This window comes from Dyella sp. PARNA 12/25, from assembly GCF_055702865.1.
Genome location: NZ_JBVQCI010000004.1, coordinates 13,095 through 39,701, shown reverse-complemented (window position 1 = coordinate 39,701; position 26,607 = coordinate 13,095). Strand labels below are relative to the sequence as shown.

The 26,607-nt window shown below is 63.0% G+C and carries 28 protein-coding genes; 19 read left to right on the top strand and 9 right to left on the bottom strand.

All coding sequences use genetic code 11. From position 1 onward, the window contains the following. Nucleotides 1–13: 13 nt before the first annotated feature. The 11 genes from AC0GUR_RS10455 to ptsP all read left to right on the top strand — a co-directional run bounded on the left by AC0GUR_RS10455 (nucleotide 14) and on the right by ptsP (nucleotide 9,596). Nucleotides 14–553: a KdsC family phosphatase gene (locus AC0GUR_RS10455; protein ID WP_472877416.1), complete on the top strand. Its 540-nt coding sequence runs from the start codon at nucleotides 14–16 to the stop codon at nucleotides 551–553. Continuing rightward, nucleotides 550–1,152, top strand: coding sequence for an LPS export ABC transporter periplasmic protein LptC (lptC, locus tag AC0GUR_RS10450; protein ID WP_472877415.1), 603 nt, complete (start codon nucleotides 550–552; stop codon nucleotides 1,150–1,152). The genes AC0GUR_RS10455 and lptC overlap by 4 nt, the downstream gene beginning before the upstream one ends. Continuing rightward, nucleotides 1,109–1,711, top strand: a complete 603-nt coding sequence (gene lptA / locus AC0GUR_RS10445) for a lipopolysaccharide transport periplasmic protein LptA (RefSeq protein ID WP_472877414.1) — start codon at nucleotides 1,109–1,111, stop codon at nucleotides 1,709–1,711. Before lptC ends, lptA begins: the two co-directional genes overlap by 44 nt. Before the next feature lie 3 nt (nucleotides 1,712–1,714). Then, nucleotides 1,715–2,434, top strand: a complete 720-nt coding sequence (gene lptB / locus AC0GUR_RS10440; protein ID WP_472877413.1) for an LPS export ABC transporter ATP-binding protein — start codon at nucleotides 1,715–1,717, stop codon at nucleotides 2,432–2,434. Nucleotides 2,435–2,641: 207 nt separating this feature from the next. After that, nucleotides 2,642–4,117, top strand: a complete 1,476-nt coding sequence (locus AC0GUR_RS10435) for an RNA polymerase factor sigma-54 (RefSeq protein WP_472877412.1) — start codon at nucleotides 2,642–2,644, stop codon at nucleotides 4,115–4,117. Between the two features lie 295 nt (nucleotides 4,118–4,412). Then, nucleotides 4,413–4,736: a ribosome hibernation-promoting factor, HPF/YfiA family gene (gene hpf, locus AC0GUR_RS10430; RefSeq protein WP_472877411.1), complete on the top strand. Its 324-nt coding sequence runs from the start codon at nucleotides 4,413–4,415 to the stop codon at nucleotides 4,734–4,736. Between the two features lie 134 nt (nucleotides 4,737–4,870). Next, on the top strand, nucleotides 4,871–5,821 hold the full coding sequence (hprK, locus tag AC0GUR_RS10425; RefSeq protein WP_472877410.1) for an HPr(Ser) kinase/phosphatase: 951 nt from the start codon (nucleotides 4,871–4,873) through the stop codon (nucleotides 5,819–5,821). Between the two features lie 3 nt (nucleotides 5,822–5,824). Next, nucleotides 5,825–6,724 (top strand): RNase adapter RapZ, encoded by a 900-nt coding sequence (gene rapZ, locus AC0GUR_RS10420; protein ID WP_472877409.1) that lies wholly within the window; start codon nucleotides 5,825–5,827, stop codon nucleotides 6,722–6,724. A gap of 43 nt (nucleotides 6,725–6,767) precedes the next feature. Further along, a complete protein-coding gene (locus AC0GUR_RS10415; RefSeq protein ID WP_472877675.1) occupies nucleotides 6,768–7,160 on the top strand; it encodes a PTS sugar transporter subunit IIA in 393 nt (130 codons plus the stop codon). After that, entirely contained in the window at nucleotides 7,153–7,422 is a 270-nt protein-coding gene (locus AC0GUR_RS10410) for an HPr family phosphocarrier protein (RefSeq protein WP_472877408.1), read from the top strand. The genes AC0GUR_RS10415 and AC0GUR_RS10410 overlap by 8 nt, the downstream gene beginning before the upstream one ends. A gap of 443 nt (nucleotides 7,423–7,865) precedes the next feature. After that, nucleotides 7,866–9,596: a phosphoenolpyruvate--protein phosphotransferase gene (gene ptsP / locus AC0GUR_RS10405; RefSeq protein WP_472877407.1), complete on the top strand. Its 1,731-nt coding sequence runs from the start codon at nucleotides 7,866–7,868 to the stop codon at nucleotides 9,594–9,596. A 72-nt stretch (nucleotides 9,597–9,668) separates the two neighbouring features. Here ptsP and AC0GUR_RS10400 read toward each other — a convergent pair whose 3' ends face one another. Beyond that, nucleotides 9,669–13,478 (bottom strand): M48 family metallopeptidase, encoded by a 3,810-nt coding sequence (locus AC0GUR_RS10400; protein ID WP_472877406.1) that lies wholly within the window; start codon nucleotides 13,476–13,478, stop codon nucleotides 9,669–9,671. 137 nt (nucleotides 13,479–13,615) lie between these two features. Then, nucleotides 13,616–14,503 carry a LysR family transcriptional regulator gene (locus AC0GUR_RS10395; RefSeq protein WP_472877405.1) on the bottom strand — a complete coding sequence of 296 codons (888 nt, stop codon included), beginning with the start codon at nucleotides 14,501–14,503 and terminating at the stop codon, nucleotides 13,616–13,618. A gap of 86 nt (nucleotides 14,504–14,589) precedes the next feature. On the opposite strand from AC0GUR_RS10395, the gene AC0GUR_RS10390 reads away from it, so the two are divergent. Together AC0GUR_RS10390 and AC0GUR_RS10385 are read left to right on the top strand one after the other, a co-directional pair. Further along, complete coding sequence (locus AC0GUR_RS10390; RefSeq protein ID WP_472877404.1) at nucleotides 14,590–15,615, top strand: YeiH family protein; 1,026 nt, start codon at nucleotides 14,590–14,592, stop codon at nucleotides 15,613–15,615. A gap of 48 nt (nucleotides 15,616–15,663) precedes the next feature. Then, entirely contained in the window at nucleotides 15,664–16,095 is a 432-nt protein-coding gene (locus tag AC0GUR_RS10385) for a GFA family protein (protein WP_472877403.1), read from the top strand. A 49-nt stretch (nucleotides 16,096–16,144) separates the two neighbouring features. Here AC0GUR_RS10385 and AC0GUR_RS10380 read toward each other — a convergent pair whose 3' ends face one another. After that, entirely contained in the window at nucleotides 16,145–16,543 is a 399-nt protein-coding gene (locus AC0GUR_RS10380; protein ID WP_472877402.1) for a DUF302 domain-containing protein, read from the bottom strand. 110 nt (nucleotides 16,544–16,653) lie between these two features. Next, nucleotides 16,654–17,400: a glucose 1-dehydrogenase gene (locus AC0GUR_RS10375; RefSeq protein WP_472877401.1), complete on the bottom strand. Its 747-nt coding sequence runs from the start codon at nucleotides 17,398–17,400 to the stop codon at nucleotides 16,654–16,656. 103 nt (nucleotides 17,401–17,503) lie between these two features. On the opposite strand from AC0GUR_RS10375, the gene AC0GUR_RS10370 reads away from it, so the two are divergent. Beyond that, complete coding sequence (locus AC0GUR_RS10370; RefSeq protein WP_472877400.1) at nucleotides 17,504–17,887, top strand: ArsR/SmtB family transcription factor; 384 nt, start codon at nucleotides 17,504–17,506, stop codon at nucleotides 17,885–17,887. A gap of 42 nt (nucleotides 17,888–17,929) precedes the next feature. Here the strand turns inward: AC0GUR_RS10370 and tsaB are convergent, their stop codons facing one another. Beyond that, complete coding sequence (tsaB, locus tag AC0GUR_RS10365) at nucleotides 17,930–18,619, bottom strand: tRNA (adenosine(37)-N6)-threonylcarbamoyltransferase complex dimerization subunit type 1 TsaB (RefSeq protein ID WP_472877399.1); 690 nt, start codon at nucleotides 18,617–18,619, stop codon at nucleotides 17,930–17,932. After that, complete coding sequence (gene creD / locus AC0GUR_RS10360; RefSeq protein ID WP_472877398.1) at nucleotides 18,616–19,989, bottom strand: cell envelope integrity protein CreD; 1,374 nt, start codon at nucleotides 19,987–19,989, stop codon at nucleotides 18,616–18,618. The genes tsaB and creD overlap by 4 nt, the downstream gene beginning before the upstream one ends. 189 nt (nucleotides 19,990–20,178) lie before the next feature. Here creD and AC0GUR_RS10355 point away from each other — a divergent pair, with 189 nt between their 5' ends. The 3 genes from AC0GUR_RS10355 (at nucleotide 20,179) to AC0GUR_RS10345 (ending at nucleotide 22,298) form a co-directional block, all read left to right on the top strand. Further along, complete coding sequence (locus tag AC0GUR_RS10355) at nucleotides 20,179–20,550, top strand: nuclear transport factor 2 family protein (RefSeq protein WP_472877397.1); 372 nt, start codon at nucleotides 20,179–20,181, stop codon at nucleotides 20,548–20,550. A 50-nt stretch (nucleotides 20,551–20,600) separates the two neighbouring features. Continuing rightward, nucleotides 20,601–21,419 (top strand): alpha/beta fold hydrolase, encoded by an 819-nt coding sequence (locus tag AC0GUR_RS10350; RefSeq protein ID WP_472877396.1) that lies wholly within the window; start codon nucleotides 20,601–20,603, stop codon nucleotides 21,417–21,419. Between the two features lie 72 nt (nucleotides 21,420–21,491). Continuing rightward, on the top strand, nucleotides 21,492–22,298 hold the full coding sequence (locus tag AC0GUR_RS10345) for a helix-turn-helix domain-containing protein (RefSeq protein ID WP_472877395.1): 807 nt from the start codon (nucleotides 21,492–21,494) through the stop codon (nucleotides 22,296–22,298). A gap of 246 nt (nucleotides 22,299–22,544) precedes the next feature. Here the strand turns inward: AC0GUR_RS10345 and AC0GUR_RS10340 are convergent, their stop codons facing one another. Both AC0GUR_RS10340 and AC0GUR_RS10335 read right to left on the bottom strand, forming a co-directional pair. Further along, the gene (locus AC0GUR_RS10340) at nucleotides 22,545–22,925 is read right to left on the bottom strand and encodes a VOC family protein (RefSeq protein WP_472877394.1); all 381 of its coding nucleotides are present in this window, start codon (nucleotides 22,923–22,925) and stop codon (nucleotides 22,545–22,547) included. Nucleotides 22,926–22,997: 72 nt separating this feature from the next. Then, nucleotides 22,998–24,959, bottom strand: a complete 1,962-nt coding sequence (locus tag AC0GUR_RS10335) for an ATP-dependent DNA helicase (protein ID WP_472877393.1) — start codon at nucleotides 24,957–24,959, stop codon at nucleotides 22,998–23,000. A 58-nt stretch (nucleotides 24,960–25,017) separates the two neighbouring features. Here AC0GUR_RS10335 and AC0GUR_RS10330 point away from each other — a divergent pair, with 58 nt between their 5' ends. Both AC0GUR_RS10330 and AC0GUR_RS10325 read left to right on the top strand, forming a co-directional pair. Further along, on the top strand, nucleotides 25,018–25,395 hold the full coding sequence (locus tag AC0GUR_RS10330) for a VOC family protein (protein ID WP_472877392.1): 378 nt from the start codon (nucleotides 25,018–25,020) through the stop codon (nucleotides 25,393–25,395). 263 nt (nucleotides 25,396–25,658) lie between these two features. Continuing rightward, on the top strand, nucleotides 25,659–26,039 hold the full coding sequence (locus AC0GUR_RS10325; RefSeq protein ID WP_472877391.1) for a helix-turn-helix domain-containing protein: 381 nt from the start codon (nucleotides 25,659–25,661) through the stop codon (nucleotides 26,037–26,039). 38 nt (nucleotides 26,040–26,077) lie between these two features. Here AC0GUR_RS10325 and AC0GUR_RS10320 read toward each other — a convergent pair whose 3' ends face one another. Beyond that, nucleotides 26,078–26,605: a tetratricopeptide repeat protein gene (locus tag AC0GUR_RS10320; protein WP_472877390.1), complete on the bottom strand. Its 528-nt coding sequence runs from the start codon at nucleotides 26,603–26,605 to the stop codon at nucleotides 26,078–26,080. Nucleotides 26,606–26,607: the final 2 nt, after the last annotated feature.

Sequence of the window (26,607 nt, the reverse complement as noted above, 5' to 3'; positions counted from 1 at the left end):
GCCGAACATTCCCATGTACCTGGCTGACATTCCTGCAGACGTCCTTGCCCGCGCCGCCAAGATCCGCCTCGTCGTGTTCGACGTGGATGGCACGCTGACCGATGGCCGGCTGTGGTACGCCGAGGACGGCCACGAGACCAAGGTGTTCCACGTGCATGACGGCCTGGGACTCAAGCTGTTGATGGCCAATGGCGTGCAAGTGGCCATCATGTCGGCGCGTATCAGCCACCCGGTGGCGCTGCGTGCGGAAGAACTGGATATCGCCCATGTCTATCAAGGCCAGGGCGACAAGCGCGCCTGCCTGGAGCAGCTGCTGGAAGCACTGGTGCTGACGCCGGAGCAAGCAGCCTTTGTGGGTGACGACCTGCCTGACCTGCCGCCCATGCGCATGGCCGGCCTGGCCGTCGCTGTGGCAAACGCCCATCCGTGGGTCGCCGAATCGGCCCATTGGCAAACCCGTCAGAGCGGCGGCCAGGGCGCTGCGCGCGAAATCGCCGACATGATCCTGCACGCCCAGGGCAAGACGGCCGCTGAGCGGGAGCGCTGGCAGTGAGTTTGCGTTCGTACCTGCGTGATCGCGGCTTGCCGGTGGCGATCATCGCGGTCGGCCTGGCGACAGGCGCGGCCCAGATGGTCTACTGGTGGCTGGCGCCTACCCCAAAGGTCAATGAATTCGTAGGCCCGCCGCGTTCGGGCTACACCCTGACCAACTTCAGGCTGTGGTCCTTCGACGTGGACGGCCAACCGAGCTTCCGCATGGTCGCCCCCCACCTGGAGCGCCGCGAGAACGACGAGTCGCTGTACATCAACACGCCTAAGTTCGAGCTGCCCTCCAACCAGGAGGGGGTGCCGCCCTGGCTGGGCGACTCGCTGTATGCCTGGGTGGACAAGAGTGGCACCCTGCTGAAGCTGCAGGGCCCGGTCTTCATGCACCGGGCCGCTTTCAATAACACCGCCGCCGCCGAAATCCATACCTCCGACGTCACTAGCTGGCCCAAGGAGAACCGCATGGAGACGGCCGCGCCGGCGCACATGGTGCAAGGCGACAGTAAACTTAGCGGGGTCGGCATGAGAGCCAACCTCAACACCAATCACCTGGAGCTGCTCGATGAAAGCCACGGCACCTACCCGCCGCGCAAAAACAAGTCCTAAGCTTTCGGTCGGCATCCTCGCACTGGGCCTGCTCGCCCTGCTGCCCGCCTTGGCCTTTGCCAAGAAGTCGGACCGCGAGCAACCCATGAACTACGACGCCAAGTACACCGAGGCGTTCAACGCACCCAACACCATCAGCACGCTCAAGGGCAACGTGAAGGTGACCCAGGGCACCATGGTGCTCACGGGTGACGTGGCCAAGATCTACCTCGACGCCGACCAGCAGATCGCCCGCGTGCTAGTCACCGGCAATCCGGCGCACATCCAGCAGCTGGATGAAAACAACAACCTGGTGCAGGGCGACGCGCTGACGCTGGACTACGACAACATCAAGGGCATCGCCGTGCTCACCACCAATGCCGTGGTGCGCCAGCAAGGTCGTGGCGAATTCCACGGTGACAAGCTCACCTACAACACCGACACCAGTTTGATTACCGGCGAATCGGGTGGCGAAGGCATGGTGCATGGCGTGATCCTGCCCAAGCCCAAGCCGGGCGCACCGGCCACTACGCCGCCGCCGGCGCCCCAGCCGACCAACAAGCCGGCAGAGGGCCACTGATCGATGCTTTCTGCTGAAGGTCTGCAAAAGAGTTTCAAGGCGCGCCAGGTCGTGCGCGACTTCGGATTTTCCATCCGCGAAGGTGAAGTGGTCGGCCTGCTCGGCCCCAATGGCGCTGGCAAGACCACCTGCTTCTACATGGTGGTGGGCCTGATCGAGGCCGACGCGGGGGTCATCAAGCTGGACAAGCAGGACATTACCGGTCTGCCCATGCATCAGCGCGCCAAGCTGGGCATTGGCTACCTGCCGCAGGAAGCCTCGGTGTTCCGCCGTCTCAGCGTGGCCGACAACATCATGGCCGTGCTGGAACTGCGTGAAGGCTGGGATGCGAAGCGCCGCGCCAATGAACTGGAAAGCCTGCTGGATGAACTGAAGATCGCGCACATCGCTGATCAGAAAGGCATCAGCCTTTCCGGTGGCGAACGCCGCCGTGTGGAAATCGCACGCGCACTAGCCGCGCATCCCCGCTACATGCTGCTGGACGAACCGTTCGCTGGCGTGGACCCGATCTCGGTCGGTGAAATCCAACGCATCGTGCGCCACCTCAAGGAACGTGGCATCGGCGTTCTGATCACCGACCACAACGTGCGTGAGACCCTGGGCATCTGTGACCGCGCCTACATCCTCAACGACGGCGAAGTGCTCTCGCGTGGCACGCCGGCGCACATCCTCGCTGATGAGAAGGTACGCGAGGTTTACCTTGGTCGCGAATTCCGCCTCTGAGTAACTGGAAACCACCCACGGTTCGCCATTCGCAGAAGCAACCCTTCGCAGGCGAATGGCGCTGCTTCCGGGTGTCCCAAATGGCGTCTATAGCGCGTCCGTTACAGACGATAAACCTGAGGTAGTACGCGAATCGGCGTTTGACCTATGGCCTCGCGTTCAGGTCAGGAGTTAGGATGACCTTCACGTTCATCCCGACCGCCTGGCATGAAACCCGGACTGCAGTTTCGCCTCAATCAGCAGCTCACGCTGACCCCTCAGCTGCAACAGGCCATCCGCCTTCTGCAGCTGTCGCAGTTGGAGCTGGAGGCTGAACTGCGTCAGATTGCAGAAAGCAATCCCCTGCTGGAGTTCTCCGACGACAACCCGGATGGCGTTGACGGCGAAGAGCGCGAAACGATCGAACCGGCGCCGAACACCAGCACCAGCGCCAGCAGCACCGACACCACCATCGACGACGCCGACCCCACCGAGTGGAGTGACAGCGACAGCGGTGGCGCGGCCGAAGACCCGATCGATTTCTCCAGCAGCAGCGGCACCTCTTCGCGCAACAGCGCCAACGGCGACGACGATAGCTTCGAGCCGCAGAGCGCCGCGCAGGAAACGCTGCAGGAACATCTGCTGTGGCAGCTCAACCTCACGCACATGAGCGCGCGCGATCGCACCATCGCTGCGGTGCTGATCGATGCACTCAACCCTGACGGCTATCTCATCGAGGGCATGGAGTCGCTGATCGGCGCACTGCCACCCGACCTCAGGGCGAGTGCTGCTGAGGTGGAACACGTGCGGCGCATGCTGCAACGTTTCGACCCCACCGGCGTGGCAAGCCTGGATCTGCGCGACTGTCTGCGCGTGCAGCTGGAACAGTTCGACCCGGACACCCAGCACCGCGAGCTTGCTCTGCGCATTGTCGACAGCGAACTGGAATTGCTCGCACGCAATGACATCGCTCGTCTGGCCCGCAAATTGAAAGCCAGCGAGGACGATACCGCTGCCGCCGCCGTGCTGATTCGCAGCCTCGATCCACGCCCCGGCGCGGCACTCGATGTCACGCCGGTCGAATACGTGGCGCCTGATGTCTATGCACGCAAGGATGCTGGGCGCTGGCGTGTCAGCCTCAACCCGGACTGCCAGCCGCGCCTGGGCCTCAACCAGCACTATTGCGGCCTGATCGCGCAGGCACGCGGCACCGATGCCAGCTGGATGCGCGGCCAACTTCAGGAAGCACGTTGGCTGATCAAGAGCCTGGAGTCACGCGCGGAAACCCTGCTCAAGGTGGCGGAGGCCATCGTGCGCAGGCAGAGCGCCTTCCTCGACTACGGCCCCGAGGCCATGCACCCGCTGGTGCTCCGCGAGGTTGCAGAGGAAGTGGGCATGCACGAATCCACCATCTCCCGCGTCACCACGCGCAAGTACATCCATACGCCGCGCGGTACGTTCGAACTCAAGCACTTCTTCTCCAGCGGCGTGTCCACCGAAGACGGTGGCAGCGCCTCGGCCACCGCCATTCAGGCCATGCTGCGCAAGCTGGTCGATGCCGAGGACCCGCGCAAGCCGCTGTCCGACCAGGCTATCGCGGAGGAACTGCACCGCAAGGGCATTCAGGTTGCCCGCCGCACCGTCGCCAAGTACCGCGAAGCCATGCGCATTCCCAGCTCCAGCGAGCGCCAGCGCGCTGGCTGAACAGGCTTACGCGTCACCTGTGGCAAAGCGTCCCGGGAACTTGGCAAAAAAAATGACGTCCCTATATTCGTATGTAAGTCGATCCGATGGGATACCTGTCATGTCCAAGGCCTGAAGGTCTTCATAACGCGAAGAGAACTCCAGAAGCGCATAGTGACTATCCCGACTTGGTGAGGAGGCCGGAACAGCGGATCGAAACAACCCCCGGGTTTTTCAAAGGTGTGTCGGCCACGACATAAGCGACCGGCGCATCGACCCCAGCCGCGTCCGCGGCGAGTATCAGAGGAGGCGCAACATGCAAGTTCAGATCAGCGGTCAGCAGATTGAAGTCACCCAGGCTCTTCGAGATCACGTGAATAGCCGGCTCGACCGCCTCACCCGCCTCGATGATCGAATCCTCAGTCTCAACATTGTGCTATCGGTCAACAAATTGCAGCAGCGCGCCGAAGGCACACTCACCGTATCGGGTGCCACCCTGCATGCCGAATCCCTCGAAAACGACATGTACGTTTCCATTGACGTCCTGTTCGACAAGCTGGTGACCCAGCTGCGCAAGCACCGCGAAAAGGTCTGCGACAAGCACCAACGCGCCGCGCGCGAAGAACGCCTCTACGGCTAACCCCAGCCCGGCCCGCCCGGCTCCGGGCGGGCCTCTCCCCTCCCCCGTGTTTCCGTCCTCCAAGGCACCCGCCGGTGCGAACTGGCACAATATCTCTGTGGCCGCCCTTTCTCCGGTGGCGCAAAGGACAAGGCTTGGACCGGCTGACCGCCCGACAACTGTATGACAGCGTTCACGAGCGCATGGCATTGCGCTGGGTTTCCGGTATGCGTGGTGAATCGCGCGTGCTTGAGCAGGCCGCGACGACCACGCGCCGCCCCTCGTTGATCGGCTATCTCAACGTCATCTATCCCAACAAGATCCAGATCATCGGCACCGAGGAACTCAATTTCCTCGACAGCCTCGAATCGCGCCAGCGCTGGGAGGCCATCAACAAGATCGCCGCCTACCAGCCGGTCGCGATGATCGTGACCAAGGATCAGCCCATCCCCACCGACCTGCGTGAAGTGGCGGAGGAAACCAACACGCCGTTGTGGATCAGCTCCAAGCGCGGCCACGAGCTGCTGACCTGGATGCAGTATCACCTGGCGCGCATGTTGGCCCCCAAGATTACCTTGCACGGCGTGTTTCTGGAGGTGTTCTCCATTGGCGTGCTGATCACCGGTGAATCGGGCTCGGGCAAGAGTGAATTGGCACTGGAACTGATCAGCCGCGGGCATCGCCTGGTGGCCGACGACGCCACCGAATTTACCTTGATCGCGCCGGACGTGATCGACGGTACTTGTCCCGAACTATTGCAGGATCTGCTGGAAGTGCGCGGCCTCGGCGTGCTCAATGTGCGCGAGATGTTCGGTCACACCGCGGTCAAGCCGTCCAAATACCTTCGCCTGGTGATCCACCTGAAGCCACTGCGCGAGGGTGAAGACACCGACGGTCTTACGCGACTTACCGGCGACGTCGGGCACCGCGAAATCTTCGAGGTACCGATCCCCATGATCACCATTCCAGTGGCGCCCGGCCGCAACCTTGCGGTGCTGGTGGAGGCTGCCGTGCGCAACCATGTGCTCAAGAGCAAGGGCATTGACCCTGCCCAAACCTTCATCGATCGTCAGGCGCACCAGATGCGTCGACTGCCTCCGTGGTGAGCCATGAGCGAAACGACACCTGGTCTTCAGCTTCGTGATCCCGACGCGGTCCACCTGATCGTCCTTACCGGCATGTCCGGCGGCGGCAAGACCGTCGCGCTGCGCGCGCTGGAGGATCTGGATTTCTACTGCGTCGACAACCTTCCCACGGCCCTGCTGCCGCAACTGGTGGCGGCAGCGGGTCGCGACGCGCAGGGCAAGCGCCGCAACGTGGCGGTGGGCGTCGACGTGCGCAACCCCGGTGACGATCTACGGCGCATGCCGGCGATCCTTTCTGAGCTGGCGAACGCCGGCGTGCATGCGCACATGATCTTTCTCGACTGCCGCGACGATGTGCTGATCAAGCGCTACTCCGAAACGCGCCGTCGTCATCCGCTGTCGTTCCGGGGCCTGTCGCTGGCCGATGCGATTGCCGAAGAACGCCGCGTGCTGCGTCCGCTTTCCTCGATCGCCGACAATGTGATCGACTCCAGTGACTTGAACGTGCACCAGCTGCGTCGCCTCATCGCCACCGGCTATGCCGAAGCGACCGAAGGGCTGACCCTGATGTTCCAGTCGTTCGCATTCCGTCGCGGGCTGCCGCTGGATGCCGATTTCGTGTTCGACGCGCGCTGCCTGCCCAACCCGCATTGGGATCCCACCCTGCGCCCGCTCTCAGGCAAGGACGCCGCCGTGCGCGATTACCTGGATGCGCAGCCCATGGTGGCCGAATACTTCGCCGACACCGCGCGTTGGCTCGATACCTGGCTGCCTCGCTTCGAGGCAGATGACCGAAGCTACGTCACTATCTCCATCGGTTGTACTGGCGGTCGCCACCGCTCGGTCTACCTGGTGGAGAAGCTGGCGGCGCACTATCGTGCGCTGCGCAGTGGTGCGCTTACTTTCCATCGTGAACTCGAGTGATAGCCATGCAGCTCCATTCAAAACCATGGACCGGCACGCCGTCATGAGCGTCGGCGTGATGTTGATGACGCACGAGGCGGTTGGCCAGGCGCTGATCTCGGCCGCCCACCACGTACTGCCCAAACTACCGCTGCGCGTGGAAGCGGTCGAGGTGCCGCCACAGGCGGACCCGGACGTGATGCGAACGCTCACGGCCAAGCACGCGCGGGAACTTGATCAAGGCGATGGCGTACTCGTCCTCGCTGACCTATATGGCGCTACGCCCTGCAATATCGGGCTGTCGCTGGCCGCGCTCGGCGTGCGGTTGCGCTGCGTTTCCGGGCTCAACCTACCCATGCTGTTGCGTGTACTCAATTACGCGGACAAGCCGTTAGACGAATTGGCGGAAATTGCTGCCAGCGGTGGCCGCGGGGGAATCTTCATCGATCATGCGTGAACAAGAAATTGTCGTTTCCAACAAGCTGGGCCTGCACGCCCGCGCCTCGGCCAAGCTGGTGCAGCTCGTGCAGGGGTTCAAATCCACCGTGTGGCTGGTGAGCAAGGGTCGCGAAGTCAACGCGCAAAGCATCATGGGCGTGATGATGCTGGCGGCGGGCATCGGTACGTCGCTGACCGTACGCGCCGAAGGTCCGGATGAGGAGTCCGCCCTCACCGCCGTGGTCGCGCTGTTCGATCGCAAGTTTGACGAAGGAGCCTGAGTGGAGAGATCGATTGCCCGTACGCGTGGACTTGAGGCCGTATTCACGGCCCGGTCGGCTGCGTCGTGCGATCGTTCTCTTTCGGGATTCGACGCGCAGGCGGGATGCCGACGTCGCCATCGACTTAAGGCAACACTGATCACGTATAGCCGTCGTCACCAGCCCTGTCTGTTCGCAGGCCACAGGGCCATTGGCGAAGGCAGACTGGCCGTCTGTCGCGCCAAGGGACCGAAGGCATGCGGACAGACAGGGCTGGCCCAGCGTATGGATTTTGAAATGAAGGGTGATGTCTGGAAGGCCCGCAGGCTGTGCCGCGCGGCTTGGCAAGTCGGCCAGTCTTCCCGGCGCCACGCGGTACAGCCTGCGGGCCTTCCAGACATCATGACGACGGCGATACGTGATCAGTGTTGCCTTAACTGGTCGCCCCTCCACGGAAGGCATGCATGAGAGCCATATTGACGGGTACCACGGCGGCAAAAGGCATGGCCCTGGGCCGTGCGCGCCTGGTGCAGCCCAGTCGTTACCTGGTCGATACCCGTCCATTGAATGAAGACGAGGTAGACGTCGAGCTCGCGCGCCTGCACCGTGCGCTTGAAACCGCGCGACAGGAATTGCGCGAACTGCGTGGCAAGCTGCATGGTGCGCTGGCACGCGAGGTCAATGAATTCATCGACGCGCACAGCCTGCTGCTGGACGACCCCGAACTGCTGCGCGGCCTCGACGACCTGGTACGGATCGGTCACTACCGCCCCGGCGCCGCGCTGAAAAAACAGCGCGACCGCCTCGCCGCGGTATTCGAAGCCATGGACGACCCTTACCTGCGTTCGCGCAAGGAGGATGTCGATCAGGTGATCGGTCGTGTCATCTCCGCCCTGCAACGCCAGACCAGCCGCGAAGAGCGCAAACTGGCCGCGCGCGTGGGTGAAATCCTGATCGCCGACACGATCGCACCCGCGGACATGGCACATCTGGCCGGCAGCGGCCTGCTAGGCGTCGTGGCCAGTTCGGGCAGCGCCTATTCGCACAGCGCCATTCTCGCGCGCAGCCTGGACCTGCCCATGCTGGTGGGCGCGCGCGACGCACTGTCGACCATTCACGACGATGATCTGATCCTGCTGGATGCCGAGCGTGGCGAAGCGGTGGTGCATCCCACCGCGCAAGACCTGGCCCGTTATCGCGCCTGGCAGCGTGAGGCGGCGCTGGAAGGTCGACGCCTGGCGACGCTGGCCAATGCACCGACACGCACACGCGATGGCGTGGATATTCGCCTGTTGGCCAACGCCGAAATGCCAGCCGACATTGCCATGGCACGCTCGCGTGGCGCCGATGGCGTGGGTCTGTATCGCACCGAGTTCCTGTTCCTGCGGCAGAAGGGCTTGCCCACCGAAGACGAGCAGTTCATCGCGTATCGTGACCTCGTGCTCGGCATGGGTGGTCTGCCCGTCACCATCCGCACACTGGACCTTGGCGCCGACAAGGCCGACGCCGCCGGTCTGGTGCTGCGTGGCGAGGACAACCCGGCGCTAGGCGTGCGCGGCGTGCGTTTGTCGCTGCGCTACCCTGCCGTATTCACCACCCAGATTCGCGCCATTCTGCGCGCTGCCTGCTACGGCCCGGTGCGCGTATTGGTGCCGATGGTGACGCAGCCGGACGAGCTCATCGCCGTGCGCACGCTGTTCAAGCTGGCACGTCAGGAACTGAAGCGCGAGAACATCGACCTGCCGGAGAAGCTGCAGCTTGGCGCCATGATCGAGGTGCCGGCTGCCGCCATCAACGTGCGCGCACTGCTCGAGCACTCTGACTTCCTCGCCATTGGTACCAACGATTTGGCGCAGTACGTGCTCGCCGCGGATCGTGGCAACGATGCCTTGGACAATATCTACAATCCGCTGCAGCCCGCGTTGCTGCGCCTGCTCACCTACGTCATCACGGAAGGCCGTCGTGCCAAGAAGCCCGTGAGCTTGTGCGGTGAAATTGGTGGCGACCCGAACTTCACCGCCCTGCTATTGGCCCTGGGTCTGAACGAATTCAGCATGCACCCCAGCCAGCTGCTACATGTGCGGGACCGCATCACTGCCCTCGATCACGCCGCACTGCGTGCGAGCGCGGCGCGCATCCTGCGTGCACGCACGCATGAAGAAGCCGAGGCGCTGCTCGCCTCCATCATCTGTTGATCAACGGCGTAGTCCGACTCGTGCCATGAATCATCGCGCCATGTCGCGGGCGACATGGCGCGATCACGATAGTCAACCCATGTAGGGCCTCTCCGCCGAATACAACACGCGGCGAGCGTATGTGCGCCACGACGCTGGCGTGCGCTCACCCAGCAGATAGCTGCCCGCGACGAAAGCCTGTGCGCGCAATTGCAGCGGCACACCAGTCAATTCGGCTTCTGCAGCTGTTACATTTCCGCGCCGCGCCAGCGCAAGGAAACGCATCATCTTTGCGATCGCGTCGGGCGATTCGTACTGCTTTGCCAACATGTCCAATACGGAGGCAATGGCAGGTGTGTCCACATCACTGCCAGCCGCCAGCGCAAGCCATACCGTTTGATCATCCACGCCATCGCCTGGTGACAACGTTGCCACGCGTGCGCGCAGCAAGCGGGATGCGCCATCAGAGGCCGCGGCAAGACGCAGCACTCGTGCGGCCAATGGGGTGCCCGTCGACGCACTAACAGCAGCGTCGAGCTGTCCATTGGATAGCATTGCCAGCGATCGGTATGCCCCCTCAGCCGTTGCAGTGCCACGCTCAAGCATAAGCACATTGCGAAGCATGGGGGACATGGCGGCAAATCGTTCCTTCTGCTCCAGCGCAGCGCTCGGATTGAGCAGGCGCAGCAACCGATAGGCTTCCAGCGACACTATCTGTCGAAGTGCAGGACTTTTGGCTATAGCCACCTGGTAATCGGCCCATGCGTCTTCGTAGCGCGCTTCTTCGCCGGCATGCCAGCCAGCAGCATTGGCAAACCATGGTGAATCTGGCCAGCGCCGGTGCCCCTCCTCAAACGCCTGATCCCTTGCAGCGTTGTTGGGTTGGCAGCGCACAGCCAGATAAGCAAGATCTGGCTGGTTAGGGGACGCCTCCGCCAAAGCGCGATGATGGGCACACACCGCGTCATGGGCCGCATCTTTGGCGAGATCCTGCTCAAGACGCATGCTCACAACATCGATCGGGAATTGCGCGAGGCGTGCGGCGAAGGCTTGCTGGAAGCCCGGCAATTCCTTCGCTAGCTGCAGCCAGTTCACGAGGTATGGCGTATCTGGCGCATCGAATTGAACATGCGCCAACAACATTGCGGTTTTTGCCGGAGAGTCCTTCACTTCCGCCATGAAGAAATCGGGCGCGGTTTCATCGGGCACATCAAGCACGCTGAGCGAGCCGCCACCAGTCTTGCTCTGGATGCTCTTCGGTGGCTCGCTAAACACATGATCAGCCCAGCCAGACTGCCAGCGCTGTGGCGCGAGCAGCCGCGGCGATGAGGGGCTCACGTTGCCATACACCGCTACCCACTGGCGCAACGGGCTCGCGCCCGCCACGGTATAGATCAGCTGCTTGTCCGAACGGCTGATCGGTGCGGTGAACGTCTCGATAGGCTGACCGTCCACCGCCTTGGTCACCACCTGGATATCACCATCGCCGTACACCTCCATTTCTGCATGGGCGTGCGGCTGAAGCGTCACTTTTTGGCCGTCCACCGTTGCGACGACGGTACGCGCCAAGCCGTTGTACAGGGTGACGGTAACGCGACTGACGCTCCACCCCAGAAGCAGTACGGAACCCACAATGGCCACCGCCACCACCGCACGCGCCAGGCCAGGGAAAAAGCCGCTGGCCGACTGGAACCGTTCCCACCAGCTCGGTTTGTCGATTGCCTTGCCACGCTCGGCCCCGATCACCAGGGTGTCGTAGAACGACGGCACCGACGGCACAGGACTGGGCGCTTCCGGCGGCGCAATACCCCGCGTCGCGGCAGCTACAGTGGTTTCCGCCTCCAGCAAGGCATCCAGCGTGGCCCTCCGCAACGCGGAAAGCCACCCGGCCGTGTGATTGACCCAGCCATCCACCAAACGCAGCCAGTCATTCAAGTTGGCTCGTGCGGGTGGGTTCAACCCCAAGCCGCCAAGGGCACCCGACCAGCTCTCCCGCCCCAGGCTCGCAAGCACCTCGGGGCCCGGCTGAACCTGAGCCGCCACGTCGTATACCTGCGACATGGCGCGATACACGTCGCTCGACGCGGCCAGAATCTGGCGCGCCCCCGTTTCGTTGATGGAACCGCTAGCGGTGGCACGCTGCCACCAACGTCCCAGACTTGCCTGCGCATCGCGGAGGTTCGCTTCGGCATGGTCGGCGTAATGCAGAAGCGCCAGCAGCCCTCGGAGGTAGTCGCGCCAAGGAGGTGAGAGCTTGGCCGCCGCCGCCTGATGCAGACTTCGCACGTGCTTGAGCGTTGCCTCGAGTCCGGCCTGCGTCGACGTGCGCTCGCGATCGACGGCAGCGATGGCAGCAGGCAATTGGCTGCGCTTGAGGATGCGCCCGCGATGTCGAATGACGCCATCCGGTGCGTCATAGACCCGATCTCGCAACGAGCAAAGCAAGGCATACTCTCGCTCCAAAGAGCGCAGCCGCTCAAGATCGTCCGCGATACTGGCGGGATACAGCTCCTCTGGTTCGATGGGGCGAGCAATGGGCACCGGCCCATGCAGATCACTGACTACCTTTGCATGGCGCACCGCGGAAAAGCCGAGGTAGATGCCTCGATAGTGCGATTTGAGATGCTCCTGATCGAACTCCTCATCCAGGTGTTTCAGCGTCACTTCCGCCGCGACCGGCGCGTTGTCGGTCTTGCCGACCATCTCGCGCGTCATCCGCTCGCGTAAAGCCCGCGCATCGTCGAACACGCTCCACGCACTGCGCTCATCGGCTGGGACGTGCAAGTATGTTCGCTTGGCGTTGTGCTCGCGCTCGTGGTTCATCGGATGCGTCGACCACATGCGCGGCGGTTGCGCCAACTCACCGTTGAAGACTCGGAATGACGCCGCGTCCATGGCCGGTACCTGGGGGCGCTGGCCATAGGCAGGGTCGTTGTAGATAACCCTTAAGCGTTCGGCCAGTGCTTGATGAACGGCGAACACATCGAGCGGCGGACGGCCGGCGGCAACCTCACCACGCACGAAGCCTACGGTGCGGTCCCAAGCATCGTCCGCCATCTGCAGCCGATGCAGCGCATGCACCAGCGCGTCACTGCCAGTGAGCGATACGGCAACCAGATCCGCCTGCATCTCCATCTCGCGCGAGAGCGCGCGCTGGGCGATCACGACAAGCCGGAACACTGCATCCACCACAGCCCGAAGCGCCCATACCACGACGCCGAGCAACCAGCCGATCCAGGCAATGCGGATGTCGAAACGCGACAGCTGCCGCAAGAATCCGTCAAGCGCATCACGCTTGCCCACAATGTGCGCTGCGATCTGTTGAGTGGTATAGACCCATCGGCCCACCGCCATCGAGCGCTGCGCAAAGTGACCAAATTCATGAGCGCATACGGCCTTGAATTCGCTGAGATTCAGCATATTCACCAGGCCAAGACCAATCACCAGATTTTTGCGCGAAGGCAAGATCAAATTGATCAGTGAGAGGTGGTAGAACACCGCGGCGTTCACGCCACCACTCACAAAGACCTTGTGCGGACGTGGTGCCCCGGCTTCGTCCGCGATCTTTTCCAGGAACTCGAACAGATGGGGTTGTTCAGCTCGCTTGATCTCAAGGTCGGCGCTATGCGTGCCCTTCTTGATGAAGAACAGCGCCTTGATCATGAAAACGGCTAGGAACAGGCTGCAAGCGCCCACCAAGCCTTCGATCAAGCCGCCACCCGAGCCCATCCGCGCGAACTCGCCGAAGCCGGTGATGACGAACCATGCGGTCAATGCGAAATAGAGCAGCATGAAAAGCAAGAGACCGGCCACGGCCAGCCAGGCGTGTCGACGGTATGATTTGCTCGGACGGGTGAAGCCGGCCGGCACCTCCGCGGGTCCTGCGGGATAAATCGATTCCATGATTTGGCTCACTGCAGACGTAAGTCGCATGACGGCAAAAGCCGTCCCCCTGTCCCCGACGCTCCCCAAGTCGAGTCCAGGCCGCATCATGCTCCAGTGGTGGCCTTCCGGACATAGGACGGATGTCCGTCTAGCGCTCAGCGACTGACGCCCGCTCTCGTCAGAAACGCTTCGATCAACGCACCGCGATAACGCTGCCGGTGCAGCAACAGCGACAGCTTGCGCTGCAGATCGAGGAAGGGCGTCTTGAGCACTTTCAAGCGCCCTGCCGCCACAGCGTCGATTACGGCTACTTCGGGCAGGCAGGCAATGCCCAGACCTGCGATGACTGCCTGCTTGATCGCTTCGGCCTGATCCAGTTCCAGCACGGTTTCGCCAGCTGGCAGCACCGTCAAGGCTCGCTCGCTCAAGCTGCGCGTGGCAGACCCCGGTTCGCGCAAAACCCAGCGTGCGCCGGCGAAATCCTCCGGCTGGAGACGGCGTTTATGCGCCAGCGGATGATCCGGGGAAGTACAGACCACCAGCGCATCGTCACGCCAGGGGCGCACTTCCAGCGACGGATGTGCCACCGGGCCTTCCACACACCCCAACTCCAGCGCGTGGTCGAGCATGGAGGCGACGATTTCCGCGGTGTTGGAGACACGCAGACGCACCGAAACATACGGATGTGCGCGCACGAAGTCGCCCAACAGTTCGCCCACACGGTAGTTGCCCACCGTATTGCTGGCACCCACACGCAAATCGCCGCCCAATTCATCCGCGCTGCCTGTGCCGATGCGGCCGAACTCCGCGTAGCGCTCCAGCAGTTCCTGCGCCAGGGGCAACAGTTCGCGGCCCCGCGTATTCAAGCGCAGCCGGCCGCGTTCACGAGCGAACACGGGCGCGTCGAGCTGCCGCTCCATTTCCGACAGCGCCATGCTGGCTGCCGGCTGGGTCAGGTGCAGCTGCTCGGACGCCGCCCGTACGCTGCCCAGTCGAGCGATCTGCACGAACACCTCGAGCTGGCGCGGGCTGATATTGATCATCAGCGAATCTTATAGCACGAATCAGAAATTCAAAATTTTCTTGATGCGAAGGGAAGCGGACAATCGCAGCATTGCAGGAGATTGTCATGAACGCCGCCGCTGCTTCCGTCGTTACCACCCCCACCCTCGCTCAACGTCTGCCGGGCCTGCTGCTGTCCGTGGCCATCGCTTTGGCCGCCCTCGCGCTGGGCAGGATCGCGCCCATTATCGGTGGGCCTGTGTTTGGCATCGTGCTTGGCATTCTGGTGCGCAATCTGGTGGCACCGAGCGGCACCTATACGCCGGGTATCCAGTTCGCCGGCAAGCAGGTGCTGCAGTGGTCCATCATCGCGTTGGGCTTTGGCCTCAGCCTTGATCAGGTGGCTAAGACGGGTCTGGAATCGTTGTCGGTCACCCTCGTCACCATCACCGTCGCCTTTCTCACAGCATGGTTGTTGGGTCGTGCGCTCAAGGTGCACGACAAGCTGAAGATTCTGATCGGCGTGGGCACCGCCATCTGCGGTGGCTCGGCGATTGCTGCCGTCACGCCGATCATCAAGCCGGACGAGCACGACACCGCGTTCGCGATTTCCACCATCTTCCTCTTCAATCTGGTGGCGGTGCTGCTGTTCCCCTTGCTCGGCCACCTGCTGCACCTTTCCGACCTTGGCTTTGGCTTGTGGGCGGGCACCGCCATCAACGACACGTCGTCGGTGGTGGCAGCGGGCTACAGCTTCAGCAAGGAAGCCGGCGACTACGCCACCATCGTCAAGTTGACTCGTGCCACGTTGATCATTCCCATCTCGCTCGCGCTGGCGTTTGCCGTGGCGTGGAAGCAGAAGAAGCAAGGCGCCAGCGATTTCAGCCTGCGCCGCATCTTCCCCTGGTTCATCCTGTGGTTCCTGGTGGCCTCGGGTGTGCGAACGGCGGGTCTGGTGCCGGCGGCGATCTTGCCCGCGCTGCACATGGCGGCTGAGTTTCTGATCATCGTGGCGCTAACGGCCATCGGCCTTTCCGCCAATCTGCGCAAGATGGCATCCACTGGCGCACGCCCCATCCTGCTCGGCCTCGGTGTATGGGCAGCGGTGTCCGTAAGCAGCCTGCTGGTGCAGCTGGCGATCGGGCAGCTCTGAGCGGCCCGATCCGCTACGCTTGCTGCATCTGCTACGCCGGATCTCATCATGCTTATTCGCGGCAAGTGCCACTGCGGGAACATCGCGTTTGCGCTGGCGTGGGAACCTGACCCCACCGAGATTCCCGCCCGCGCCTGTGATTGCTCGTTCTGCCAGAAGCATGGCGGTGTATGGACGGCCTATGCGGATGGGCGACTCAAGGTGACGGTGCAGCATCCTTCGCACATGTCGCGCTACAGCTTCGGTACCCGCACTGCGGATTTTCTCATCTGTGCGCGATGCGGCGTGGTGCCCGTCGCCACCAGCCTTATCGATGGACGGCTATTTGCCGTGGTGAGTGTGAATGCCATCGACAATGTCGACGCTTCGCTGTACAGGCACGCTGAGGTCAGCTTCGAAGGTGAAGATGCGGCGTCTCGCCTTGCACGTCGCAAACGGCACTGGATAGGCCAGGTCGACATCGTCGAGGGCTCCGACTAACGGTGCTCGGCGGCAATCGTCGCCGAACGTTGCATTTCGCAGCGTTCTTTCAGCGCTCGAACTGCTCAAGCAGCGTCAGAGCACCGGCAAGTTGCGCTCCCATCGCCGCGGGCAAGTTATGGCGATTCATGATGTAGTCCGGCGTGTTGTAGGCCAGCCACGTTGAGCCCTGATCGTCCTCCCACACCAACACTTTGAGGGGAAGATCCAGCCCGACCAGGGGCTCCACCTGCATCAGCGGTGTACCGGATTTCGGATTGCCGAAAATCAGCATCTGCTCCGGCAGCATGGTCAACCCCGCGCGCGCCGCGTCGCCGCTGAAATCGATACGCGCAAAGATCATTGCGCCGTGGGATTCCAGCAGCTCGGTGATCTTCTTGACGCTGCTCGCTACATCGTAGGCAGAGCGGATGGTAACCACTCCCCTGTCCAACGCAGTGCTGGGCATGACGACCGCTCCGAGAGGCAAGCTGAAAAACGATCATCCGCCCGATGGCGTCAAGCGCATGCATGCAACGCGCCCCGCGAACGGGGCGCGTGCTCAACGGTTCGCTGTGATCAGCGCAGGCCGCCAGCGGCGAACAGCTGCTCACCCGTCATCCAGTACGAATCGTCCGATGCCAGGAAGGTAACGATCGAGGCAATGTCTTTCGGCTGGCCGATGCGCCCCAGCGGCGTCTGCGACACGGCGTGATCTGCGAATTCAGAACCGATGAAGCCGGCTGCATGCGTGCCTTCGGTTTCCACGATGCCCGGGTTCACCGCATTCACGCGGATCTTGCGGGCGCCAAGTTCACGCGACAGCACGCCGGTAATCGCATCCACCGCACCCTTGGTGCCGGTATAGACCGCACTTTCCGGCGGCACGATGCGTGTCACCAGCGAGCTGACGTTGATGACACTGCCGCCTTCACCCATATGGCGCGCGGCCGCCTGGGTGGTCAGCAACAGGCCCAGCACGTTCACATTGAACTGCTTATGGAAGTGCTCTTCGGTGATGCTGTCGAGGGCGCTGAATTCGTACACGCCCGAGTTGTTCACCAGGATGTCCAAACGGCCAAAATGCTTGACCGCAGCGTCAGCGAGGCCTTTGGCGTCTGCTGCCTTGGAGACATCGCCGCCGACCGCCACGGCCTTGCCGCCAGCCTTGTCGATCTCGGCGACTACGGCATCGGCGCCCGCCTTGCTGGAGGCGTAATTGACGATCACCGAGGCGCCCTCGGCGGCCAGCGACTTGGCAATGGCCGCGCCAATGCCCTTGGAGGCGCCAGTAACAACAGCCACTTTACCTTTGAGCTTGCTCATGATGGTTCCTGCTGGGGTTTGGGGTACGGATGGATAGCTAAATTCTATAGTTCGCAACATACGAACTTATGAACTAGTTTTCAAGGGCTGCTAAAATGGCCCCATGAAGCCGCTGATCCACCCGTCCATCGATGACATCACCGTAGAAGGCATCCTGCATGCCCTCTCGGACCCCGTGCGCGCCACCATCTATGCACAGCTGGCCTGTGCGGACCGCGCCAACACCTGCTCCGCCTTCCTGCAGATGGACGATCGCTGCATTCCCAAGTCCACCCTGTCCCAGCACTTCCGCGCCTTGCGCGAAGCGGGCCTGATCCGCAGCGAGCGCCGTGGCGTGGAGATGTTCAACAGCACGCGCTGCGACGAAATCCAGCAGCGATTCCCAGGCTTGCTGCCTGCCATCCTGCAGGCGCATCGCCTGCAGCAGGCAGCACGCAAACCGGCCGAAAAGCACAAGCCGGCTGCGAGCAAAGCAAAGAGCGGCTGACACGCCACCCAGGCGGCGTTTAGTGCAGCAAAACCGGGCGCTTCAGGCCTTGCCCTGCTCCACCAGCGTCAAGGCAACCTTGTCACGCAGGTAGATCGGCAAGGCGTGTTCGGGCGCGGTGACGTGACCCGCCAGGAACTCCTGCGCAGCCAGTTCAGCGACGTGACGCGCCTGTGGATAGCGGGCGCCTTCTGCAGAAAGCAGGTCGCCGGTGAGGTGGCCGCGCAGGACATCGGCGTAAGTGCTCCAGCCGGTGCCGACGACATGCCAGCGGCTGGCCTTGGGAAGCACCAGCGCGCCGGGCGTGCAGACGCGCTCTTCATCGAGTGCTACCAGACCGCCGTTGTCATCGCGGCGATAGCTCGCCGCGTAGACCTCACCCATGCGGGCATCGATAACCGAGAGGATGGTGGCATCGTCTTCCGGAGCCTCCAACGCCAGCGCGGCGAGCGAGGAGACCGTGATCACCGGCACGTCCAGCGCCAACGCCATGCCCTGCGCCAGTGAAATGCCCAGACGTACGCCGGTGAAAGCACCCGGGCCACGGCCCACGGCGATCACATCGAGCGCATGGCGCCCCAGGCCCGCTTCGGCCAACAACGTATCGGCCATCGGCAACACCAGCTCGGCATGGCGGCGGGGCGCGATTTCGCTGCGCGCGATCACTTCGTCGCCATGGATCAGGGCGACGGAACAGGCTTCGGTGGAGGTTTCGAGGGCAAGCAGGTTCATGACCGCTCCATGATAGCTGGTGCCGGCTCGGCTGCGCTGGGCATGCCGGCATACCAGTCGATACGCCGGGTCAGGTACATCAACAGGCCCACGGTGATGACAAGCACGATGGCGCCGATCAGCAGGGCGTACTGCTCTGCCGCCAGTACGACATACAGCATGGCGTATACCAGCCCAAGGGCACCGCCCAGCAACAGGCCGGCCCGCCGCGCCCCCAGCACGGCGCTCGCATAGCCGCCCATGATCAGCACTACCGACGCCGCCGCGATGGCGTAAGCGAAACCAAACCCGATCTGTTCGGACAGTGCCAGCAACAGCACGTAGAACGACGTGAGTGCGGCGCCGATCAGCAGGTATTGCACCGGATGCACGCGCAATCGCTTGAGCACCTCGAACAGAAAGAACGCCACGAAGGTCATGGTGATGAACAACAGGCCGTATTTGCCCGCGCGCACATTGCGCTGATACACGTCCACCGGCTGAAACAAGGCCACGCCAAACGCCGAATCACGCACGGCGGCATCAATGCGTCCATCGCTCGCATGCCAGAACTGTCCATAGCGACGGTTGAGATCCAGCATGTGCCAGCGCGCCGAAAATCCTTGCGCGTCCACCGTGCGCTCCACTGGCAATGCAGCCCCCATGAAGCTGGGGTCCGGCCAAGGCGCATGCATCTTCACGTCCATCGTCCGCGCCAGCGGCAGTAGTTGCAGCGACTGTGTACCCGCAAAACGCAAGTTGATGACGAACTCAATGGGCTGCCCATTCAAGGCGTCCAGATCAATCGGCACGATCACCGTGGACCAGTTACCACCGAAGGTCGCTGCAGACGACGTGAACCGCTGCGGCTTCCCATTGATCTGCAGCTCCGTCACTTCTTGCAAGCCGCGCAGGTCATTGACCACCAACCGCAACTCCGCCTTGTCGCCTTGCCACGTCGCGGTGTCGAGTTGCCTCAGTTGCGCGAGCTCATTCGCCGGGAATCGCCCGCGCAGCTGCACGGTGGAGGCGAACACCGGTGCCTCGTATATGCCATAGCGCCGCTTGTCCACCGACATGGCAATGTCCATGTTCGCCGCATCGGGCAGCATCAGCGCCGTATCTGTGCGCTCACTTGATGTATGGAGCAATTCGCCCTGTGCATTGGTTCGACCATCAGTGAACGTCTCGCGCGTAGGCACTGCCAGCACCAGCCCGCCCAGCACCTGCTCACCACCCCAGCCCTGCGCAATCTGATCCACCGCTGCCTGACGCATACCCTGCCGTTCGTCCACCAGCGACTGCACCTTCCACAGCGGCAGCAACATCAGCAATGCCAGGGCACCGACGCCCAGCACTTTCGCAGTCCAGCCTCGTAGCCAGCTTCCCATGACCTGCACTCCTCATCGTGGAGTCCGCATCAAAACGCTTGAGCGGGCAAACCACGGGGCGCCCTTCGGCCATCTCGCGAAGGAGTTGTGGCGAAAGCCGGGCCGCATTCCGTTACCTCCCAGGTAATCGCTTGTATGCAGCACGGGCCGCAAGCTGAGCGCACACCAACGAACCGAAGGAGATACGCCATGACCCACGCCGCCCACACCCTCGCCGAACGTTATATCGACAGCTGGAACGAAACCGATGCGCTGCGCCGCCGCAACTTGATCGAGGATGTCTATGCCGAGCACGCCCGCTACACCGACCCGATGGTGGACGCGAAAGGCTGGCAGGCCATCGACGCCACCATTGCCGCCGTGCAGGAGATGTTTCCGGGACACCGCTTTCAACTCGCCGGCGCGGTGGATGCACACCACGACACCGTGCGCTTTCAGTGGCATCTCGCTGCGCCCGGCAATGCCGAGCCGCTGGTGATCGGCTTCGACGTCGCCGCGCTGGAAAACGGCCGCATCCGCCAGGTGTTCGGCTTCCTGGACAAGGTTCCGCAGGTCATCTGACTCATAGGCGCGGGCGGCATCGGTCGCCCGCGCCCACCGGAGATATCGCCATGCCAACTTTCACCACCAACGACGGCGTCACCCTGGCCTATGAGGACTGGGGTCACGGCAAGCCCATCCTGTTCGTTCATTCGTGGGCGCTGGATTCCCAGATGTGGGCGTCGCACATGCTGCACTTCAACGCACTGGGCATGCGCACCATTGCGATGGACCGTCGCGGTCACGGTCGCTCGGAACGTCCTGGCGGCAGCTACGGTTACGACCGCCTCGCCGATGATCTCGCCGCATTGATTGAACACCTCGACCTGCAGGAGCTGACTCTGATCGGTCACTCCATGGGTACCGCCGAATGTGTACGTCTGCTTTCGCGTCATGGCAGCAAGCGCGTTTCGCGGGTGATTCTACTGTCACCGGTGGCGCCGTGTTACGTCGATGCGCATGGCAAGCCGCTGCCGGCCTCCACCTTCGATCCCGCGCTTGCCGCCATCCGCGCAGACTTTCCCCAATGGCTGGCCGAGGGTGCGGATGGCTTCTATCTGCCCACCGAAACCAACACCTCGGAAGGCATCATCCGCCGCACCATCGACATCATGCTGAGTACGTCGCTGCATGCGGCGACCGAGTGCTTCCGTACCCGCGTCACGGCCGATCTGCGCGATGAGCTGCCGCGCATCGATGTTCCCACCCTGGTGATCCATGGACAGCTGGACGTCAGCGAACTGGTGACGTTCGGTCGCGCCATCGCCAACATGGTGCCGGGATGCAAGTACGTGGAGTACCCGGATGCACCCCACGGCATGTTCCATACTCACCAGCGCCCCCTGCTACGCGACATGCAGAGGTTTATCGAAGGCGCTACATACGCGTGACTCCCGACGCACGGCAACGCCGCCGTACCGTGGGATGATCAGCACTCGCCTTATGCAACGAGGAGCCTGTGCATGAATGCTGTGGCGGTCCAGCAACGCCCTGTTGGAGATCTGTTGCGCGAGTGGCGTCGCCACCGCCGACTGAGCCAGCTCGACCTGGCCACTGGCGCGGAGATCTCAACGCGGCACCTCAGCTTCATGGAATCCGGCCGCTCGCAGCCCAGCCGCGACATGATTCTTCGACTCGCCGACTACCTGGACATTCCCTTGCGCGAACGAAATCAGTTACTGGTGGCGGCGGGATTTGCACCGGCCTACCGCGAACGCCCCTTCGACGATCCGGCACTCGCTTCCGTGCGCGGCACCATCCAGCTGCTGTTAAAGGGCTTGGAGCCCTATCCTGCGCTCGCAGTGGATCGCCACTGGAATCTGGTCGAGGCCAACCAGGCCACACAGCGACTGCTCGCTGGCCTGGTGCCGCAATGGCTGCAGCCGCCGATCAACGTGATGCGGCTCAGCCTGCACCCATCGGGGCTCGCGCCCTATATCCACAATCTGCCGGTATGGCGTGCTCACCTGCTCGACCGGCTGAGGCGGCAGGTGGATGCAACACACGATCCCGAACTGATATCGCTGCTGCAGGAGTTGCGTAACTACCCTGGAGGCAACGACGGCGCCTCGCATGAAGCGATCAGCACCAACGGTGCCATTGCCGTGCCGATGGAGTTGGCGTTGGGCAACACTGTGCTATCCATGCTCAGTACCACCACCGTTTTCGGCACACCCATGGATATCACCCTCGCCGAGCTGGCACTGGAGGCGTTTGTGCCCGCTAATGAAGCCACTGCGCAGCGCTTGCAGGAAATGGCGGGCACCTAAGGCGTGCCTCTGCGCATGAGCGAGCGGTAACCCTCACTTGTAGGAGCGCACTTGTGCGCGACCGACACATGTTTGGAACCTCATTGCCCGGTCTTCGCTGCCACTGAAGAAATTATCAAACGGCACGGATAGCCGTCAGGCCGCGGTCGCGCACAAGTGCGCTCCTACAACAGTCGTGGCGGGAGCAGGATTCGCGCGTATTGCCGCTATGCCCGGATGACGCTGCGCTTCATCCGGGCTACGGGACTAAACGCTTCTCTCGACAGATGGCTGCCACAGTTCGATGCGCATGCCATCCGGATCGGTGATCCAACCGAAGCGACCGTATTCGGTGTCCTCGACGCGTTCGTCCACCGTGACGCCCGCGGTGCGCAGCTGCGCCAGCAACGCATGCAGATCGTCCACGCGGAAATTGATCATGTACGGCTGCGTACCTGAGCCGAAATAACCCGTATCCGCGGCGAAAGGCGTCCACAAGGTGTAACCCGGGCGTGACACATCTTCGTCGAACCGCACGCCACCCCAGTCGTCTACCGACAATCCCAGATGCTGGGCATACCACTCGTTCAATGCCTTGGGGTCGCGCGACTTGAAGAAGACGCCGCCCAAACCGGTGACCTTGGCCATGCTGTTGCCTCCTCGGTGGATGAGACATCCCGACTATCGTCGATCCTCTGGCAGCAGGATGCCAGTGCCGAGTTAGGCGGGCGATGCCACTTCGTCGTCGAAGAAGGCCTGTACCTGACTCAGTTCTCGCGTGCGTGGCATGGCGGGCAAGCTATTGAGAAACAGCTTTCCATAGCCCTTGGTGGTCAGGCGCGGATCGCACAACACCAGTACGCCGCGATCGCGCACATCGCGGATGAGGCGGCCTGCACCCTGCTTGAGCGCAATCACCGCACTTGGCACCTGCCAACCCATGAAGGGGTTGATGCCGGCGTGCTCCAGCGCTTCCAGTCGCGCCTGCAATACCGGATCGTCTGGCGCGGCAAACGGCAGTTTGTCGATCACCACCACGCTAAGCGCTTCGCCCTGCACATCCACACCTTCCCAGAAACTCGCCGCACCGAGCAGCACGCCGTGGCCACTCGCACGAAATTCCTCAAGCAGACGATGACGCGGCGCCGTGCCCTGCACGAACAATGGCCATGGCACTTTTTCCTGCAGCAATTCGGCGGCGCGGCGAAGTGCGCGATGCGAGGTGAACAACAGGAAGGCACGGCCGTGCGAGGCATGCAATACGGGCAATACGGCATCGAGCACGCGGTCGGTGTAGTCGCGTGCGGAGGGGTCGGGAAGTCCTGCCGGCAGGTAGCACAAAGCCTGCGTGGCGTAATCGAACGGGCTTTCCACTTGCAGCGTCTGCGGATCTTCCAGACCCAGCTGGCGTGCGAAGTGATTGAAGCTACCTGCAACCGACAGCGTGGCCGAGGTATGTATCCAAGCCGCCTGCGTTTGCTCGCGCATCGCTCGCAATGGCGCGGCCAAGTCGAGGGGTGTGGCGTGAAGGGCGAACCCGCGCGGGAACAACTCGTACCAGCGCACATCACGCTCGCTTTCGCGCTCCGCGATGCGATCAAGGCGTTCGCTGATCACGGCGGCGCGTTCATGCGCATTGGCGAAACCGCGCGAACGTTCGGCCTGCGAAGCGAGCACGTCGGTGAGCGCGGCAAGTACTTCGCGCAGCTCGTGCAAGGCGCCCTGGATGCTGCCGCTGGCTTCTAGCTGATGGAAAGGCCCGCGTTCGGGCAGTGGATCCATGGCGAGACGCAAGTTGCGCAGCGCGTCCTGCAAGGCTTCAACCGGCTCCAGCACGAGGCCGATAGCGCCGGTGACGCCGTTGCATTCGCTGAGGCTGTCCTGAGCCAGATCGCTGAGTTGTCGAGCGCTAATGTTTTGCGAGAAGAACTGCCCCGCCAGCTCCGGAATCTGGTGTGCCTCATCGAGAATGAAGGCATGCGCACCGGGAAGGATTTCGCCGAAGCCTTCCTGCTTCAGCGCCAGATCGGCAAACAGCAGGTGGTGATTGACCACGACCAGATCCGCTTCCTGCGCTTCACGTCGCGCCTTGATCACGTGGCAGTCGTCGTAGAACGGGCACTCCACGCCCAGGCAGTTTTCCGGCGTGGAAGTGACGCGCGGCCACATCGGCGATTCTTCCGGCACCTCGGCCAGTTCCATGCGGTCGCCGCGACGCGTGCGCGCGGACCAGGCGCGGATGGCCGCCAGTTGCGCCGCCTGCGTGCGATCGAAGGTGGCGCCTTCGCGCACGGTCTGATCCAACCGATACAGGCACAAGTAATTGGCGCGCCCTTTCAGCAGCGCCGTTTTCAGTCGCGCGTCGAGCACCGAACGGACACGCGGCAGGTCGCGGAAATACAGCTGATCCTGCAACGCTTTGGTACCCGTGGAGATAATCACGCGCTCCCCAGAGAGCAGCGCGGGCACCAGATACGCAAAAGTCTTGCCGGTACCGGTACCGGCCTCGGCCACCAGTGTCTCGCGCTCGGCAATGGCGTGCTGCACGGCACGCGCCATCTCTTGCTGGGCAGCGCGCGGCGCAAAGTTGGGTAGCTCGCGAGCGAAGGGGCCTTCCGTGCCCAGCAGCGCTGCAACGTCCTGGTGATCGATCATCCGCCAAGTATGGCGGAGCAGGCGCATGACCGCGAAGCGTTTGTGGCCTGCTTATACTCGGCGAGTCTCCCTGCGGAGTACTGCCATGGCTTCCCTCATTGCAGGCATCGGCCAGATCGCCATCACCGTCAGCGATGTCGATAAGGCGCTGGCGTTCTATCGCGATATTCTGGAATTGCCTTTCCTGTTCCGCCCTGCCCCACAACTGGCTTTTCTGGACAGTGGCGGCATCCGGCTCATGCTCACCACGCCGCAAGGGGCCGGCAATGTGGGCAGCAACTCGGTGCTGTACTTCAAAGTTGGCGATATCGATGCCACCTACCGCGCCATGCTCGACCGTGGCGCCACGGGTGAGCGCGATCCACACCCCACCGCCGAGCTTTCCGATCACACCTTGTGGCTGGCGTTTCTGCGCGACCCCGACGGCAATCTGGTCGGCCTGATGGAAGAACGACGACGGTAGCCAGCGATGCCGGATGCGCGCCAGCCTAGCCTGGCGCGCACCGCCCTTGCGGATCCGGTAGGTACCGCGCGATCCCTGGCCGGGCTCTTGGGTGGGTCGAGCATCGGCGCGGGAACGTCTCCCGATGGGCACGGGAGCAGCCTTGGGCCATCACGCCCTGGATGGAAACAACCACGACCTGTCAAACAAGTCAAACTTGGAATACTCCCGAACCAAATCCCAAGAATGGCTTGGATATTGGGCTCGCCAAATCCAGGTATAACTTGCCTACCAAGAAAACAGCCAACCCCTACGCTGGCTTTGCAGACCGCCTGCAGCAGGCCTGCGATGCGGCCGACATCCCGGCCGGACGCGCGCGCGTCTCGACCGTGGCGACGCAATTTGGGGTGTCGTCGGAGTCGGCGCGGCAATGGCTGAATGGGCAATCGATGCCCGAAATGACGCGGCTGGCGGACATCGCCGATGAGCTCGAGTGCAGCCTGGATTGGCTGGTGCTGGGGCGAGTGCCTACCAGCGGCGAGGTGCGCGAGCCTGGCGCGGCCTACAAGACACTGACCAGCGAGGAGCGTGCTGTCATCGCCGCCATGCGACGGCTCAATGCGCGCAGGCGCACGGCGCTGGTGCAACTACTCACTGAAAACTGAGGATGGGGGCGCGCCCAGACGGCCCGCCCCGCGTCGCATCAAAAGCGCTGAACGCCATCCTTGTGGCATTCGGTCACCCACTTGGCAGCCGTGGCGACGCCCGCGTCGTCACCCGCGCGCCGGCGCATTTCGAGAATGGTCTGCCAGTTGCGTGCGCACAGCGGGCCCAGGCGCGGGCCGAGTTCCCACGAGCGATGCGCGAATTTTTCGGCGCTGGCGTAATCCTTCAGGCGAATGGCCAGCTCGGCGCGATCCTGCAGCAGGTCGGGCGAGTCGGGGCTGATCTTCAACGCCTGATCGAGCTTGGTCGCCGCGTCGTTGTACTTGCCTACGCGCACGTCGCCCGCAGCGGCGTCCTGCAGCGCAGCCACGCCGGGATCACGCAATGGATTCACGTCGATGGCGGATTTTTCCTGCTCGCCCGCCGTGTTGATCGCGGCCAGCATCTGCTCATCGGACACCGTGGGGCGAGTCGCCTGCGCAGGCACGTTGGGCTGGCCGCAAGCGGTCAGCAGCACGGCCAGCACGGCGGGCGCAACAACCATAGGAAGGGAGGGACGGAACATGA